Source organism: Rhizobium sp. NFR03 (assembly GCF_900111275.1).
Taxonomy (GTDB): Bacteria; Pseudomonadota; Alphaproteobacteria; order Rhizobiales; family Rhizobiaceae; genus Ferranicluibacter.
On record NZ_FOGR01000002.1, the window covers coordinates 513203 to 527898 of the forward strand.

General features: G+C 63.9%; 13 protein-coding genes and 1 pseudogene. 7 read left to right on the plus strand and 7 right to left on the minus strand.

Annotated elements, in window-relative coordinates:
• Window positions 1-20: 20 nt before the first annotated feature.
• A pseudogene (locus BSG19_RS07685) lies at window positions 21-2549 on the minus strand (ligase-associated DNA damage response DEXH box helicase); the annotation flags it as partial.
• Between the two features lie 84 nt (window positions 2550-2633).
• Window positions 2634-3272: a YitT family protein gene (locus BSG19_RS07690; RefSeq protein ID WP_092986472.1), complete on the minus strand. Its 639-nt coding sequence runs from the start codon at window positions 3270-3272 to the stop codon at window positions 2634-2636.
• Window positions 3273-3418: 146 nt separating this feature from the next.
• Between BSG19_RS07690 and BSG19_RS07695 the strand changes: the two genes are divergently transcribed.
• Both BSG19_RS07695 and BSG19_RS07700 read left to right on the plus strand, forming a co-directional pair.
• On the plus strand, window positions 3419-3646 hold the full coding sequence (locus BSG19_RS07695; protein WP_092986474.1) for a hypothetical protein: 228 nt from the start codon (window positions 3419-3421) through the stop codon (window positions 3644-3646).
• A complete protein-coding gene (locus tag BSG19_RS07700) occupies window positions 3643-4008 on the plus strand; it encodes an Rmf/CrpP family protein (RefSeq protein ID WP_139274740.1) in 366 nt (121 codons plus the stop codon). Before BSG19_RS07695 ends, BSG19_RS07700 begins: the two co-directional genes overlap by 4 nt.
• Before the next feature lie 21 nt (window positions 4009-4029).
• Here the strand turns inward: BSG19_RS07700 and BSG19_RS07705 are convergent, their stop codons facing one another.
• Complete coding sequence (locus BSG19_RS07705; RefSeq protein ID WP_092986478.1) at window positions 4030-4662, minus strand: YitT family protein; 633 nt, start codon at window positions 4660-4662, stop codon at window positions 4030-4032.
• Window positions 4663-4856: 194 nt separating this feature from the next.
• A complete protein-coding gene (locus BSG19_RS07710; RefSeq protein WP_092986480.1) occupies window positions 4857-5816 on the minus strand; it encodes a class I SAM-dependent DNA methyltransferase in 960 nt (319 codons plus the stop codon).
• A 222-nt stretch (window positions 5817-6038) separates the two neighbouring features.
• Between BSG19_RS07710 and BSG19_RS07715 the strand changes: the two genes are divergently transcribed.
• From BSG19_RS07715 to BSG19_RS07725, 3 genes are read left to right on the plus strand one after another with little or no spacing between them, the layout of a single operon-like run.
• Window positions 6039-6305 (plus strand): DUF6460 domain-containing protein, encoded by a 267-nt coding sequence (locus BSG19_RS07715; protein ID WP_092986482.1) that lies wholly within the window; start codon window positions 6039-6041, stop codon window positions 6303-6305.
• A gap of 1 nt (window position 6306) precedes the next feature.
• A complete protein-coding gene (locus BSG19_RS07720) occupies window positions 6307-6813 on the plus strand; it encodes a CAP domain-containing protein (protein ID WP_092986484.1) in 507 nt (168 codons plus the stop codon).
• A gap of 58 nt (window positions 6814-6871) precedes the next feature.
• Window positions 6872-8242, plus strand: coding sequence for an MATE family efflux transporter (locus BSG19_RS07725; RefSeq protein WP_092987318.1), 1371 nt, complete (start codon window positions 6872-6874; stop codon window positions 8240-8242).
• Here BSG19_RS07725 and BSG19_RS07730 read toward each other — a convergent pair.
• Together BSG19_RS07730 and BSG19_RS07735 are read right to left on the minus strand one after the other, a co-directional pair.
• Window positions 8221-9306 (minus strand): quinone-dependent dihydroorotate dehydrogenase, encoded by a 1086-nt coding sequence (locus tag BSG19_RS07730; RefSeq protein ID WP_092986487.1) that lies wholly within the window; start codon window positions 9304-9306, stop codon window positions 8221-8223. The genes BSG19_RS07725 and BSG19_RS07730 overlap by 22 nt on opposite strands.
• Window positions 9303-9653 (minus strand): DUF952 domain-containing protein, encoded by a 351-nt coding sequence (locus BSG19_RS07735; protein WP_092986489.1) that lies wholly within the window; start codon window positions 9651-9653, stop codon window positions 9303-9305. Before BSG19_RS07735 ends, BSG19_RS07730 begins: the two co-directional genes overlap by 4 nt.
• 278 nt (window positions 9654-9931) lie before the next feature.
• Between BSG19_RS07735 and BSG19_RS07740 the strand changes: the two genes are divergently transcribed.
• Window positions 9932-10399: a hypothetical protein gene (locus BSG19_RS07740; RefSeq protein ID WP_244529136.1), complete on the plus strand. Its 468-nt coding sequence runs from the start codon at window positions 9932-9934 to the stop codon at window positions 10397-10399.
• Window positions 10400-10481: 82 nt separating this feature from the next.
• Window positions 10482-11129: a response regulator transcription factor gene (locus BSG19_RS07745; protein WP_092986491.1), complete on the plus strand. Its 648-nt coding sequence runs from the start codon at window positions 10482-10484 to the stop codon at window positions 11127-11129.
• On the opposite strand, the gene BSG19_RS07750 is transcribed toward BSG19_RS07745, so the two are convergent.
• Complete coding sequence (locus BSG19_RS07750; RefSeq protein WP_092986493.1) at window positions 11130-14636, minus strand: PAS domain-containing hybrid sensor histidine kinase/response regulator; 3507 nt, start codon at window positions 14634-14636, stop codon at window positions 11130-11132.
• Between the last annotated feature and the right edge of the window lie 60 nt (window positions 14637-14696).

A 14696-nucleotide genomic window follows, 5' to 3' on the forward strand; every position in this document is an offset into this window, starting at 1 on the left:
GAAAAGCCCGGCACGTCGGCATGTGTCCCCATCGCCTCGAAGATCAGCTCGTCTGCGGCCTCCGCCAGAAGCGCATCCGGTGCCTGACCCGGCACGGATTCCCGACCGATTTCCAGCATGATCGGAACGGCGAGCGGCGAAACCTTCTCGAGCGGCCGGTGAACGATGTGGCTCTTGATTCGCACCAGCATATCGCCAAGCCGCCCGATATCCAAAAGCCCTGTTGCCGCATCGTTGCGGGTCGCCTCCAGCAGGATATGATCCGGCTCGTGGCTGCGCAGCACGTCGTAGATCAGGTCGCTCGACACCGTGACCTGCCGCCCGGTCTTCTCCTTGCCGGGATGGCGCGGCTCGATGAGCCCGGCAATGATGGCGCAATTGCGGAAGGTGCGCTTGAGGAGATAGCTCTCGTCCAGCCACGCTTCGAGGTCGTCGCCCAGCATATCCTCGTCGAAAAGGTCCGCGAGCGACGGATGACCGGCCGCGAAGGCCTGCGTCATATCCTCCATGCCCCAGATCGCCAGCGAATAGTCGGTCGCGACGAAGCCCATCGGGTTCAGTCCGGCCCGGTCGAGCCGGCGGGTCAGCAGCATGCCGAGCGTCTGGTGCGCAAGCCGCCCCTCGAAGGCATAGGCCACCATGAAGTAGCGGTTTCCATAAGGAAACGTCTCGATCAGCAGCTCGTCCTCGCGCGGCAGCATGGACAGGTCGCGCTGGATGGCCAGCCAGTCGCGCACCTGCTCCGGCAGGTCGGCATGGGCCTCGGGATCGGCCAGCATGCGGCGAACCTGTGCCGCGAGGTAGGTCGAGAGCGGAAACTTGCCGCCGGCATAGGAGGGGATCTTCGGGTCGAGCTTGTAGCCCTGCGTCACCAGACATTCGTTCTCGTGGATGCCCTCGAAGCGGATGACCTTGCCGCCGAAGAGAAACGTATCGCCGGGCGACAGCATCTCCAGAAAGAATTCCTCCACCTTGCCGAGTGAAAGGCCGCCGCGCCCCATGCGCGCCTTGCTGGCCATCTTGCCGACGAGCCGCACGTTCAGCGTGGGCGACTCGATGATGGTGCCGATATTCAGCCGATACTGCTGCGCGACCTTGCCGTTCGACACCCGCCACAGCCCGTCCTCCGTCTTGCGGATGCGGGCATAGCGCTCATAGGTGCGCAGCGCGTAGCCGCCGGTGGCGACGAAATCGACGATGCGCTCGAAGGTCTCCCATGTGAGATCGGCATAGGGTGAGGCGCTGGTGATCTCGTCGTAAAGCTGCAGCGGATCGAACGGCGCGGCGCAGGCCATGCCGAGCACGTGCTGGGCAAGCACATCGAGCGCGCCGCGTCCGACCGGCGGCGTGTCCTGCGCGCCCAGATAATTGGCATCGAGCGCCGCCTGGCATTCCATCACCTCGAAGCGGTTCGCCGGCACGAGGATCGCCTGGCTCGGCTCGTCCATGCGGTGATTGGAGCGGCCGATGCGCTGGGCCAGCCGGCTCGCACCTTTCGGCGCGCCGACGTGAATGACCAGATCGACGTCGCCCCAGTCGATGCCGAGATCGAGCGTCGATGTCGCGACGACCGCGCGCAATCGGTTTTCCGACATGGCCGCCTCGACCTTGCGCCGCTGGCCGACATCGAGCGAGCCGTGGTGCAGCGCAATCGGCAGGTTGTCGTCGTTGATAGTCCAGAGCGCCTGGAACAGCCGCTCCGCCTGATTGCGCGTATTGACGAAGAGGAGGGCGGTGCGATGCCGCTTGATCGCCTCGTAGACCTCCGGCATGGCATAGCTTGCCGTATGTCCGGACCAAGGCACGCGCACCTCGCTGGCGAGAATGGAGATGTCGGGCTTCGCTCCGCCGGAAACCGTGATGAGGCCGGCAGCCTCCTCACGGTCCGGCACTTGCGCCACCAGCCAGCGCTGAAGGTCCAACGGGTCGGCCACCGTTGCGGAAAGGCCGATCGTTTTCAGCCCCGGCGCAAGTCGCCTCAGCCGCGCAAGCCCGAGCGCGAGCAGATGGCCGCGTTTGGAGGTGACGAGCGAGTGCAACTCGTCGAAGATCACATATTCCAGGTTCTTGAAGAAGCGCTCCGCCTCGCCATTGGCGATCAGCAGTGCCAGCTGCTCCGGCGTCGTCAGGAGGATATCGGGTGGATCGAGTTTCTGGCGCTGGCGCTTGGATTGCGGCGTATCGCCCGTGCGGTTCTCCACCCGGATCGGCAGTCCCATCTCGCCGACAGGCGTCATCAGGTTGCGCTCGATATCGACCGCGAGCGCCTTCAGCGGCGAGATGTAGAGCGTATGGATGCCGTGAAACCCGCTACCGGGCGGTATGCGTCCGCGTTCGGTGAGCGATACAAGCGAGGGCAGAAAGCCGGCGAGCGTCTTGCCGGCCCCGGTGGGCGCGATCAGCAGCATGCTCTCGCCGCCGCGAATGCGCGCCAGCAGATCGAGCTGATGGGCGCGCGGCTGCCAGCCCTTGCGCGAGAACCAGCGCAGGAACGGTTCGGGCAAGGCGAAGGCCGGCGATGCGGGCTGGGCGGAGGGGATCTGTTTCACGGGTACGAATGTAGAACGCGCACCCCGCTCTTTCCAGACGCCCGCAGGGTTCAAGCCGTGCAAATCGCCAACGGGCTTTCCCGATCAGAAAGCGATGTAGCGATCCTTGCGATGGTTCACCGCTATGGTGAGGTTGAGCACCAGTGCGCCCAGCACCGAGCAAAGAATGATGAAGGGACTTGCGAGAAATACGGCGAAGGCAAGGATGATGGCATCGAAGCCGAGTTGTACGAGGCCCGCCCGGAAGCCGAAGCGATCCTGAATGTAGACCGCGAGAATGCCGATACCCCCGAGGCTGGCCCGGTGCCGGAACAGCGCCAGCATGCCCGCCCCAATCGACAGCCCGCCGAAAAGCCCGCCAACCAGCGGATCGACGCTTGCAAGACCGAGTTGCACCGGCACGACCTCGGAGAGAAGGGCGGTCAGCGCGATGGCTGCGAAGGTCTTGATCGTGAAGGCGACCCCCAGCCGGCGATAGGCGAGATAGGCGAACGGCAGGTTGATGACGAAGAAGCAGGCGCCGAAGGACAGCCCTGTCGCGTAATGCAGGAGAAAGGCTGCGCCCGCCGTTCCGCCTGTGAAGAGACCGGCCCCTTGCAGCAGCGCGACGCCGAGCACGGCCAGCATGCTGCCGGCCATGATGCCCTGCGCGTCCTCCAGCAGCGAATGCCGCTCCGCCTGCGAGTGGATCAGCGCCGTGAATGCTCCCCTGACCGCCGTCATGTCGTGCCTCCTTGCTCGGTAAAAGACAGCCATACGGCTTTGCAGCGGATACGGGAAGGTCCCGAACCGTTCAAGGAACCATCGATTTGGCAACTCGTTTCTTCTCGTTACCAAAAACAATTCTGCAAGACCGAGAGGACGGCACCATGAACACCAAAGACACGGGCCCAATCGACAACAAGATCCTTCAGGAACCCGCCGAAGGCGACCGTGCGACCATCGACCGTGAGCTGGAACGCAAGGATGGCGGCAATGCTGCCCATCATGACGAAAACATGGATGGTGAGTCCGACAAGGATAAGGACGTTCATGAGAAGGTTCGCAAGGCCATGGACGAAGCGGCGCCACAGACCGGCGTCCGACCCGGCCCTTGAAGCGAGCTCCGGGTATTTTATGTAGCGCTGATAGACAAGGTGGACAGAAGGAGGAAAAGCCGATGACGCTCGTTATTCCGGGACAAACAGGAGAGCGTGAAAACAGACGGATCACCGAGGCAACCTCTCCGGTGCTCAACACCTTGCGGAGTATCGAGGCAAGGCTCAAGCGAGACATGACGCCGCCCTTTGGCGATCATGGTGATATCGAGCCGGCGCTGTCGCCCGAAGAGGCGGCTCGCTTGCGATGCGAGGGAAGGAACGCGGCGTTCCAAGGCATGCCGTTGCGGTCTTGTCCCTATGCCACGTCAAGCCGAGAGAAGCGCGACGCCTGGCTCGAAGGCTTCAATACCGTGAAATGATGACGCCCGAACGCGGCGGGTTCAAAGCGCAATATAGCGATCGGACCGATGGTTGATCGTCACGAAGAGGTTGAGCGCTACGGCGCCGAGAACCGAGTAGAAGACGACCGAGGGAAGGGTGACGAAGAAGGCGGCGGTCAGCACGCAGAGATCGATGACGAGTTGCACGAGACCGGCCCGGATACCGAAACGCTCCTGTAGATAGATGCCGAGAATACCGACGCCGCCGAGGCTGGCCCGATGACGGTAGAGCGCCAGCAGCCCGTAGCCCAGCAGCAGCCCGCCTAGCAGCGCAGCCCAGGCCGGATGAATGCTCGAAATCACGAAGAAGCGCGATTGCATGTCGGCAATGACGGATGTCAGGCCGATGGCGATGAAGGTCTTGATGGTAAAGGCCCATCCCAGCCGCTTGAGCGAGAGATAGAAGAACGGCAGGTTGAGCAGGAAGAAGGCGAGGCCGAAATTCACGTCGAGCGCATAATGCAGCAGAAAAGCCACACCGGCCGTGCTGCCGGTGAGGAGCCCGGCACTGGCAAGGATGTAAAGACCGAGCGCCGACACAACACTGCCGGTGAACACGCCCTGCACATCCTCGATCGGCGTATGACGCGCTGCATTGGTGTTCCAGAAGCCGAGGGCCGAAATCAAGGACATGGCATTCGCTCCGAAAAGGCGTTGGGTCGGTATCGACAGGCGTTGTGGCGGAGAGGTTAGAAGACGCACATGAGAACGTCTGCGCGCTGAGCGGCATGTTCTGGAAACACCGATATCATCGGCGTTTTCGAGAGCTTTGCAAGATAAATACGTAAGGAATACTGACCTATTTCAAATTCGCAATAAAGCGTCGCTCAGAGGCTCTTGCGCGAAAGAAACAGGATGCCGGCGACGTCTTGCGCGCCATCTTTGCGAATGGTCGCGCGCGCCACGTCGAGCACCTCGAGCCCTGCCGTCTCGCACAGGCCGCGGACATAGGCTTCGGAATGTGCATAGCGCAGCGATGGACGAAGGAGGAAGCCGTCTGCGGAGCTGTTTACGGGAGCGGCTTCCGCGTCTTCGACGGAAAAGGCAAACAGTCCTCCGGCTTTCAACAGATGCGGCACGATGGCGAAAACCGCAACGAGGTCGCCGAGATACATGAGGACGTCGGCCGCAGCCGCGAGATCCGCCCGACCCTCGGGATAATCGTGTGCAATGAGACCCGACGCTGCAAGAGGCTTTGAAAGATCGGCCTCCCCGAGGTGATCGTAGAGATGCTTTTCGGCCGCCTTGGCCAGCATGTTGGACGAGAGATCATAGCCTTCCAGCATGCCGACATGTGGCCGGATTTCTGCGCCGAAGAGGCCGGTGCCGCAGCCGAGATCGATGGCGCGCTCAAGCGTCGCCCCATTCGTAAAGCTTTCCACCATCTCCGCCAGCCGCCCCGGCACGGTATAGTCCAGGCGCTCCACCAGAGCCGCGTCGAAACGGTCGGCATAATCGTCGAAGAGCCGCGCGACATAGGCGCTGGGCGCTTGTCCCGGAACGTCGTCGGCGCCGAGGACGGCGCGCTTCAGGCGGGCGCCGAAAATATCATCAGGGTTGAGGTCGAGCACACGGGCAAGCGATGCCGCCGCCGCTTCACGCTCTCCGGACTTTTCCTCGTGCTCCGCAAGGCGAAACCAGCCGGCGGCCCAGTCGGGCGCGAGCTCCAGCGCCTGACGCATAAGATCGGCCGCTTCGGCATGATCCCCACTCGCCGCCAGCATCTGGGCATATTCGGCACGCCGGTCGGCGATGAGGTCGCCGGAGGACAGTTGATGCGGATTCATGACGAAGCTCCTGCGCCGGATGCCGGATGGCGAGCGACTGGCGACGACATAGGCTGTCGCCGGGTGCGAGAAAAGGGAATTCGCGAGCGATCGGGTGTGCGCCGCGATTCCGCCCACAATCCTTGCGACAGAGAGCGGCGACCGCTACATGCGGAGAGCCGGGACCTTCGAGGCCGGCACCTGCAAGGGCAGGCGTGACGTAGCGCAAGGAGACGAATAGACATGGCCGATGGTGTGAACAGGTTCCTTGGCGATACGCCCGGCCGGGTGATCGTGAAGCTGCTGGTCCTGTCGCTGATCGTCGGCTTCGTCATGACCGTCTTCGGCTGGACGCCCTATGGCATCTTCCGCAGCATCCGCGATTTCTTCGTCGAGCTCTGGTATACCGGCTTCGATGCGCTGGGCGATGTCGGCGAATATCTGCTGATCGGTGCCGCAGTGGTCATTCCGATCTTCATCGTCCTCAGGCTCCTGAGTTTCCGCCGATAATATGCCCGTTCGTTCCACGCAGAACCGCCGCACCCTCCTGAAGACGGCGGCCCTTGTCACGCTTGCCGGTCTCGCCGGTTGCAGCACGACGTCGGTGCTGGCGCCCCCCGGGGACGGCAGCGACCAGACCGAGGCGACGCTTGGCCTGATCAACGGTCTGCGCAAGGAGCGCGGCCTGAACCCTCTGTCGCGTGACCCCGCCGCGGCCAGCGCCGCTCTTTCCCAAGCCGGCCGCATGGCCAAAGCCGGCAAGATGGCCCACCTGATCGGCATCACCGACAGCTTCGGCGGCCGCATGAGGAGCCAGTCGGTCACCCTTCCGGCGGCCGAGAATATCGCGGTTGGACAGGCCGATGCGCAAAAGGCCTACCTTGCCTGGCTGAACTCGCCGAAACATCTCGAAAACATGCTCGGACCCGGTTATTCAGGACTGGGCGTTGCTGTCATGCGCAACCCTGCCTCCGGCAACCGGCCCTATTGGGCGATGGTACTCTCCTCCGGCACCTGAGGGCACGAGGAACGTAGCTGCGGGGAAACGCAACGGCATGACGTCGGGAGACGACACCATGCAGGCAGGAAGCATCGATCGCGACGCGAGCGGCCTTAACGCGGAAGGTGCGGGCGCCTTTCATGTCACCAATCGGCTCATTCTCTCCATCGCCGTGCCGATGACGCTCGGCTTTCTCACGACACCGCTTCTCGGCCTTGTCGATACCGCCGTGGTCGGGCGGCTTGGGGATGCCACCCTTCTTGCCGGCCTTGCCGTCGGGGCCGTCGTCTTCGACCTCATCTTCGTCACCTTCAACTTCCTGCGTTCGGCAACGACCGGGCTCGTGGCGCAGGCCTATGGTCGCGGCAATCGACGCGAGGAGCAGACGGTGTTCTGGCGGTCGATGATCATCGCGCTGACGGCCGGCGTCGCGACCATTGTTCTGTCGCCGCTCCTCCTCTGGGCAGGACTGATGCTGCTCGATCCCGGCGAGGCGGTGGCCGACGTCACCCGCACCTATTTCCTCTGGCGCATTCTTGCGGCTCCCGCGTCCCTCGCAAACTATGCCATCCTCGGTTACGTGCTCGGGCGCGGGCAGGCGACCCTCGGCCTCCTCCTGCAAACGCTGATCAACGGCGTCAACATCGTTCTGTCGATCACGCTGGGGCTTTACGTCGGCTGGGGCGTGGCGGGCGTCGCCATTGCCACGCTCACCGGCGAGATGGTCGGCGCTATCGTCGGCTTCGCGCTCGTCGTCTCTCGCTTCGACCCGACGGCGCGACCCACATGGCGCGAGATTGCGGAGCGCGCTGGATTGACACGCCTCTTCGCGCTCAACCGCGATATCATGATCCGGTCCTTCGTGCTGCTTGCGGTTTTCCTGGTGATGACACGGGTCGGCACGGCCTTCGGCCCGGTGACGCTCGCGGCGAATGCCGTGCTGATGACCATCTTCCTTGTGGCCGGCTACTACCTCGACGGCCTTGCCAATGCAGCCGAGCAACTGATCGGCCGTGCCATCGGCGCGGCGTATCGCCCGGCCTTCGAGCGCGCGCTGAAGATGACGGCACTCTGGTCTTTCGGGCTCGCCGCGCTGACCACGCTCGGCTTCTTCCTCTTTGGAAATGACCTTGTGGATCTCCTAACCACGGCCCCGGATGTGCGCGCCGTCGCCTATGACTATACGCCCTGGGCGGCGCTGACTGCGATCACGGGGGCGCTGGCTTTCCTCATGGACGGTGTCTTCATCGGCGCGACGTGGTCGCGCGATATGCGCAACATGATGCTGGCGGCCTTCGCGATCTATATCGCGGCGCTCTGTGCCTTCGTGCCGTTCTTCGGCAATCACGGGCTCTGGGCGGCGCTGAACCTGTTCCTGCTCTGCCGGGGCCTCTTGCTGCTATCGCGCGTGCCCCGGCGATCGGCTCAGACCTTTGCGGCCCAGTAATCCGTTCGCGAATCTCGGAGATCTCGGATAGACGCCAGTCCCTCCCGGTCGCAGATGCGCGACAGGCCGCGTACGATGCGGCCGGGCAGGGCGGGCCCTTCGTAGATCATACCGGAATAAAGCTGGATGAGATCGGCGCCCGCGCGGATCTTCTCCGCGGCCGTCTCTGCCGAGTGGATGCCGCCGACGCCGATGATCGGCAGGTTGGGGCCAACGCGCTGGCGCATTTTCGCAAGCACAACGGTCGACGGGTCGAAGAGCGGCTTGCCGGACAGACCACCGGCCTCCGCCGCTTGGGCCGCATCGCTCAGGCCGGTACGCGAGAGCGTCGTGTTGGACACGATCAGCCCGTCGAGCGGATGGGCAAGTGCTTCTGCGGCGATATCGTCCAGACCCTCGTCGCTCAGGTCCGGCGCGATCTTCAGGAACACCGGCAACTTGCGCTTCAGCTTGGCGGCCTCGATATCTCGCGCCTCCAGCACCGCCGTCAGCAAGGCCGAAAGGCTGCCGCGTGCCTGAAGATCGCGCAGGCCGGGCGTGTTGGGAGAGGAGATATTGGCGGTGAAATAGCGGGCGACCGATGCGAAGCAGCGAATGCCGAGCACATAGTCGTTCACCCGGTCGGTACTGTCCTTGTTCGCGCCGATATTGACGCCGATCAGCGGATCGGCCCGGCAGGCCTTCAGGCGCTCCAGCGCTGCGGCATGACCCTCATTGTTGAAGCCCAGCCGGTTGATGACGGCCTCGTCTCGGACAAGCCGGAAGATGCGCGGCCGGTCGTTGCCTGCCTGCGGGCGCGGCGTCACGGTGCCGATCTCGGTAAAACCGAAGCCGAGGCGCAGCAGGGCTTCCGGCACCTCTGCATTCTTGTCGTAGCCGGCGGCCATGCCGACCGGGTTGGGAAAGCTGATGCCGGCTACCGACTGGCGCAGCCGCGGATCGGCCGGTGCCGCATGGGAGGGAACGAGGCCGGACCGCAGAGCCTTGATGGAGAGCCCGTGCGCCGTTTCCGGATCTGCGAGAAATAGCGCGCGTCTCGCCAGCGCGTCCAGATTGATCCTCATGCGGCAAGCTCCGGAAAAACATGCGCCCCATCCGGCGACAGCGGCAGGGGCTGCTCGGAGATTACGGCGGTCAGGGGAAGCGGGCCGTAGAGGTGGGGGAACAGCGCGCCGCCTCGCGAGGTCTCGTAAACGAGCGCCTCACCCAGCGCTTCGCCATCGATCGCGACCAGCAGCAGGTCGTCCTGCCCGGCAAAGTGCCGCCGGGCGGTTTCCTCAACCTGATCCGCCGTGGAGAAGTGAATGAAGCCGTCGGCAAGATCGACCGGCGCGCCGTCGAACGTTCCGGCTGCCTGCGCGTTTCGCCACAGGGACGATGGGACGATTTTGTAGATGATGCCGGACATGATCCTTGCTCCTCGTCGCTCTGATGCGTTTCTGCGCGCGCGGGGTTCGATGGATCCGCCATGCGCGACAGGACGCTTCGGGTCTTGCCCTCTGGCCGTCCTGTTCCTTCATAACGCCGTCAGCGAGACTGCGTGGAGAGGAGCGGGACTGAGCCGGACAAGCCGGATAGGCCTTGATGCCGTGGACTTGCCGCAAAGCGCCGTAAAAGTCCACCACTCGTGTAACATGCGTGTCACATCACGCGCCCGACCAGCAGACCGCCCAAGGGAGACTTGCCGCTATGCCGAACCTTCGCCTCTCGTCGCACATCTCTCTCCTTGCCATCGCCGGGCTACTGGCAGGCGCCGCACCGGCCCTCGCGCAGGAGCCAGCGCCGGGCCGCTACAGTATGCAGAAGACCGATACCGGTATCGCCCGGCTGGATACGCAGACGGGCGAGGTGACGCTCTGCCAGGAAAAGGCCGGCGATCTCGTCTGCCGCATGGCAGCCGACGAACGCACGGCCTATGACCTGGAACTCGATCTTCTCGAAAAGCGGGTGGAAACACTGGAAAAAGCCGTGAGGGACACGCCATCGGGCTTCGCGCCGCGGCTGCCGACGAAGGAAGAGATTGACCAGACCATGGGCATTATGGATAGAATGATGCGCAGCTTCATGGGGATCGCCAGGGATTTCGGGCGCGAGTGGCAGGGGGAGGAGAAAACCCCGCCGACAACGGAGCCTGAGAGCGATCTCCGCAAGACGTGATCCGGACGACGTCCGGTGAAAAGGCATGAAGCCGTTGGCGGGTTGGAGGACCCGTTAGCCGGTCGCTCAAGGAGGGAGCATCATGGCAGTGGGAATGACCATCATCGTTGCAGACGATCATCCGCTGTTTCGCGGGGCGATGCGTCAGGCGCTTGCGGCCATGCCGGGGGCGCCCGATATCGTGGAGGCCGGCGACTTCGGTGCGGCGCGGGAAGCAGCCACGCGTCATCCCGATGCCGATATCCTGATGCTCGACCTGACCATGCCCGGCGTCAGCGGCTTTTCCGGACTGATGATCCTGCGCACAGAGTTTCCCTCGCTGCCGATCCTCATCGTCTCCGCCCATGACGAGCCCGCGACCATCACCCGCGCGATCGATCTCGGCGCCTGCGGCTTCCTGTCGAAGTCGGCCGGTATCGAGGATATCCGTCGCGCGATCGATACGGTCATTGCCGGCAATCTCTATACGCCGGACGGTTTCCGGCGCGGCATGAGCCATGAGCCCGATGTGGCAGACCTCATCCAGCGGCTGAACACGCTGACGCCGCAACAGTCGCGGGTCCTCGCAATGCTGGCGGAAGGACTTCTCAACAAGCAGATCGCCTATGAACTCGGCGTATCCGAGGCGACGATCAAGGCGCATGTCTCGGCTATTCTGTTGAAGCTCAACGTCGACAGCCGGACGCAGGCCGTCATCCAGCTCGGCAAGGTCACCGCCGTCGCCGCGTGATCATTCCGCAGCCGCCTTCGACGTCGTCGCGGAGCGTGTCAGCCAGGCCCGCAGCGCGGCCGGCCGCACCGGCTTGTTCTGAAGCGCGATCCCGTCGCGCTCGGCCGCAGCGCGAACCTCGACCGACCGGTCCGCCGTGATCAGGAGCGCCGGCATTTCGCGGCCGCACGCGGCCCTGATGTCGCGGATCGCGTCGATCCCCGTACCATCGTCGAGGTGATAATCGGCGATGACAGCGTCCGGCATGTCCTGCATATTCTCTGAAAGCCACCCGACGCCCGACGCCGTCGTCATGACGCGGCAGCCCCAGCTTTCCAGAAGGCTGCGCATGCCTTCGAGAATACGTGGCTCGTTGTCGATGCAGAGCACGGCAAGCCCGTTCATGGGCGCAGCATGGCCCGGCTGTGCGATGTCCGTCACCGCCCCCGCCTGCCGCAACGTGCCAGCCTCGATCGGCAGCGTGACCCGAAAACGGGTGCCCTTGCCGGGAACCGACTGCAGATCGACACCGTGATGCAGGACACGCGAGATGCGGTCCACGATCGACAGGCCGAGCCCAAGCCCGGATGCCGTGCGAGCCCCTTCCTCCAGTCGCGCGAACTCCTTGAACACCGTGCGGAATTTGGACGCGGGAATGCCGATGCCGGAATCGATCACCTCGATGATCGCCTCTGCCCCACGCCGCCGCACACCCACGAGCACACGACCGCTCGGCGTGTATTTCACGGCGTTGGATACGAGGTTCTGTACCAGCCGTCGAAGCAGGTTCGGGTCGGTGCGAACGCTGAGCGAGGTCGGCATGACGGTGAGCGTCAGCCCGTTCGCCTTGGCCACGGGCGCAAAATCCGTCTCGATGCGCCGCAGGAAATCGTCGAGCGGCACGGTCTGGAGCCGCGCCTTCATCGCGCCTGTGTCGAGCCGGGAAATATCGAGCACGGCGCCGAGGATCGCCTCGACCGACTCCAGCGACGAGTCGATGTTCTGGACCAGAAGGCGATTTTCGGAGGTGCCGAGGCGCTCTACCAGCGATGAGGAATAAAGCCGGGCGGCATTCAGCGGCTGAAGGATGTCGTGGCCAGCGGCGGCAAAAAAGCGCGTTTTTCCGTTGTTGGCCTCCTCGGCGGCGGCGCGCGCTTCCGCCACCTCGCGGTTCACCCGCGTCAGCTCCGCCGTTCGCTCGGCGACGCGAGCCTCCAGCGTCTCGTTGGCCTGCAACAGCGCCATATCGGCCGCGACCCGCTGGGTGATGTCGGTATAGGTCGTCACCAGCCCCTTGTCCGGCATCGCATTGCTGCGCACCTCGATGATCCGTTCGCCACCCGACAGCACTAGCTGAAACGGCTTGTCGAGTGCCAGGAAGCTCGTCAGCAAAGCGGGCTCGCCGTCACGAACACCGTCGCCACGCTGCGTCAGGATCGTCACAATGTCCGACAGCGGAAACCCGACCTGGCCGGCGGCTTCCGGCAGGTCGAGAAGTTGCCGGAAGCGTCGATTCCAGATGATCAGGTGGCTGGAGCTGTCGAAGACGGCGATGCCCTGGTCCATCTGCGAGAGCGCCGTCTGCAACATATCCTGATTGTATTGCAGCGCCTCGCTGGCCTGATCGAGCAGGATGGCTGTATCCGGGGAGGTATCGTCCAGCCGTTGCAGAACCAAGGACAGCACGAGCCGGGCCGAGGACGAGCCGATGGCGCTGCCGAGGATCTGCTCGGAAAAATGAATGAGCGCCATGTCGGCCGGCTGCCCGTCCTCAAGCCGCCGGCCGCTCTTCTTCGCATAGGTCTCGAACGACCGCTGCATCCGCTCCTCGCCGAGATAGCGCGCGATCGTGCTTTTCAGGTCGAGCACGGTGATCTTGGTCTTGCGTCCGCGGAATGCCCGTTCCGCACGGGAAGCCCGGCTGATGAAAAGCCCGGCCTGCAACCGCTCCAGCGGCTTTGGTGCGCGTGACAGCGAGAAGACGACGTATGCCACGGCGTTGAAGAGAAGGCTGAGAGCCGTCGCGTTGACCAGCGGATCGGCAGTCTCGGCGGTGAAAAGATCGCCGAAGGGAAACAGGAAGCCGAGAATGGTGGCTGCGACCTGCGAATTGTCGGGACCGCCAAGGCTCGGCAGGAAGAGCAGATAGGCCCACACGAAGAAACCGATGGTCATGCCGGCAATGGCGCCGCGCGCATTGGCCTGCCGCCAGACCAGCCCGCCGAACATGGCCGGCGCCATCTGGGCGATGGCCGCAAAGGACAGAAGGCCCAGCGAGGCGAGGCCGGCGGTCATATCGGCTGCGCGGTAATAGCCGTAGCCGAGCAACAGCACCGCGAAGATCGCCATCCGGCGAACGTTGAGAAGCGTGGCACCGACATCTTTCGAGCGCCCGCGCCCGGTCAGGTTGCGCCGCAGAAAGATCGGCATGACGATGTCGTTCGACAGCATGATGGACAGTGCGACGGAGGCGACGATGACCATGGCGGTGGCCGCCGAAAAGCCACCGATAAAGGCGACGAGCGTGAGAGCCGGCAGATCGTGCGACAGCGGCAGCGTCAGCAGATAGAGGTCGGCGACGCCGTTCCCCTGAAATGTCAGAATGCCTGCGATGGCGACCGGCAGCACGAAGAGATTGATGCCGACGAGGTAGAGCGGAAAGAGAATGCCTGCCATTCGCAGCTCGCGCGGCGTCCGGTTCTCCACCACCGTCACATGAAACTGCCGCGGCAGCATGATGATGGCGATGGCCGAGAGAACGGTCAGCACGATCCATCGCGCCATCGGCGTCCGGTAGGTCAGGGCGTCCATGACGGCACTGTTTTCCCGCGCGCGGGCCAGCAGGTCGGCCGGGCCGTCGAACAGGAAAAAGACGACGTAGAGCCCGACGGTGACCAGCGCCACGAGCTTGACGACGGATTCCATGGCGATAGCGAGGATCAGCCCGTCCTGATGCTCCGTCGCATCCGTATGGCGCGTGCCGAAGACGATGGCGAAGCAGGCAAGGAACAGCGTGACGAGCAGCGGCAGATCGATGAAGGCCGTTCCGTTGTCGAGCCCGTAGGGCCGCGTATCGACCAGAACCGCCATCGAGCTCGAAACGGCCTTCAGTTGCAGGGCGATATAGGGGATGGCGCCGACCAGCGAGATAAGCGCGACAATGCCGGCAACCGTCGGGTTCTTGCCGTAACGCGCCGCGATGAAATCAGCGACCGACGTCAGCTTCTGCGACTTGGCCAGCGTGGTGATGCGGCGGATGATGGGCAGCCCTACCGTGAACATCAGGATCGGGCCGATATAGATGCCGGTAAATTCCAGCCCCCGCTCTGCCGCAAGGCCGATACCGCCGAAATAGGTCCAGCTGGTGCAGTAGATCGCCAGACTGAACGCGTAGACGAGGGGGCGCCCATGAGGGGCAAGGCCACCGGACGCCGCCTTGCGCGCCTTCCGGTCTCCATAAGTGGCAACGGCAAAAAGCAGCAGGAGATAGGTGAAAGCGGCCGCGAAGACGACCGTGCCGGATAGCATGGGTTCCTCCCTCCGCTGCGTTCCTCATGGCGAGCATAGGCCAAAGGTGCGCTCAAGAGA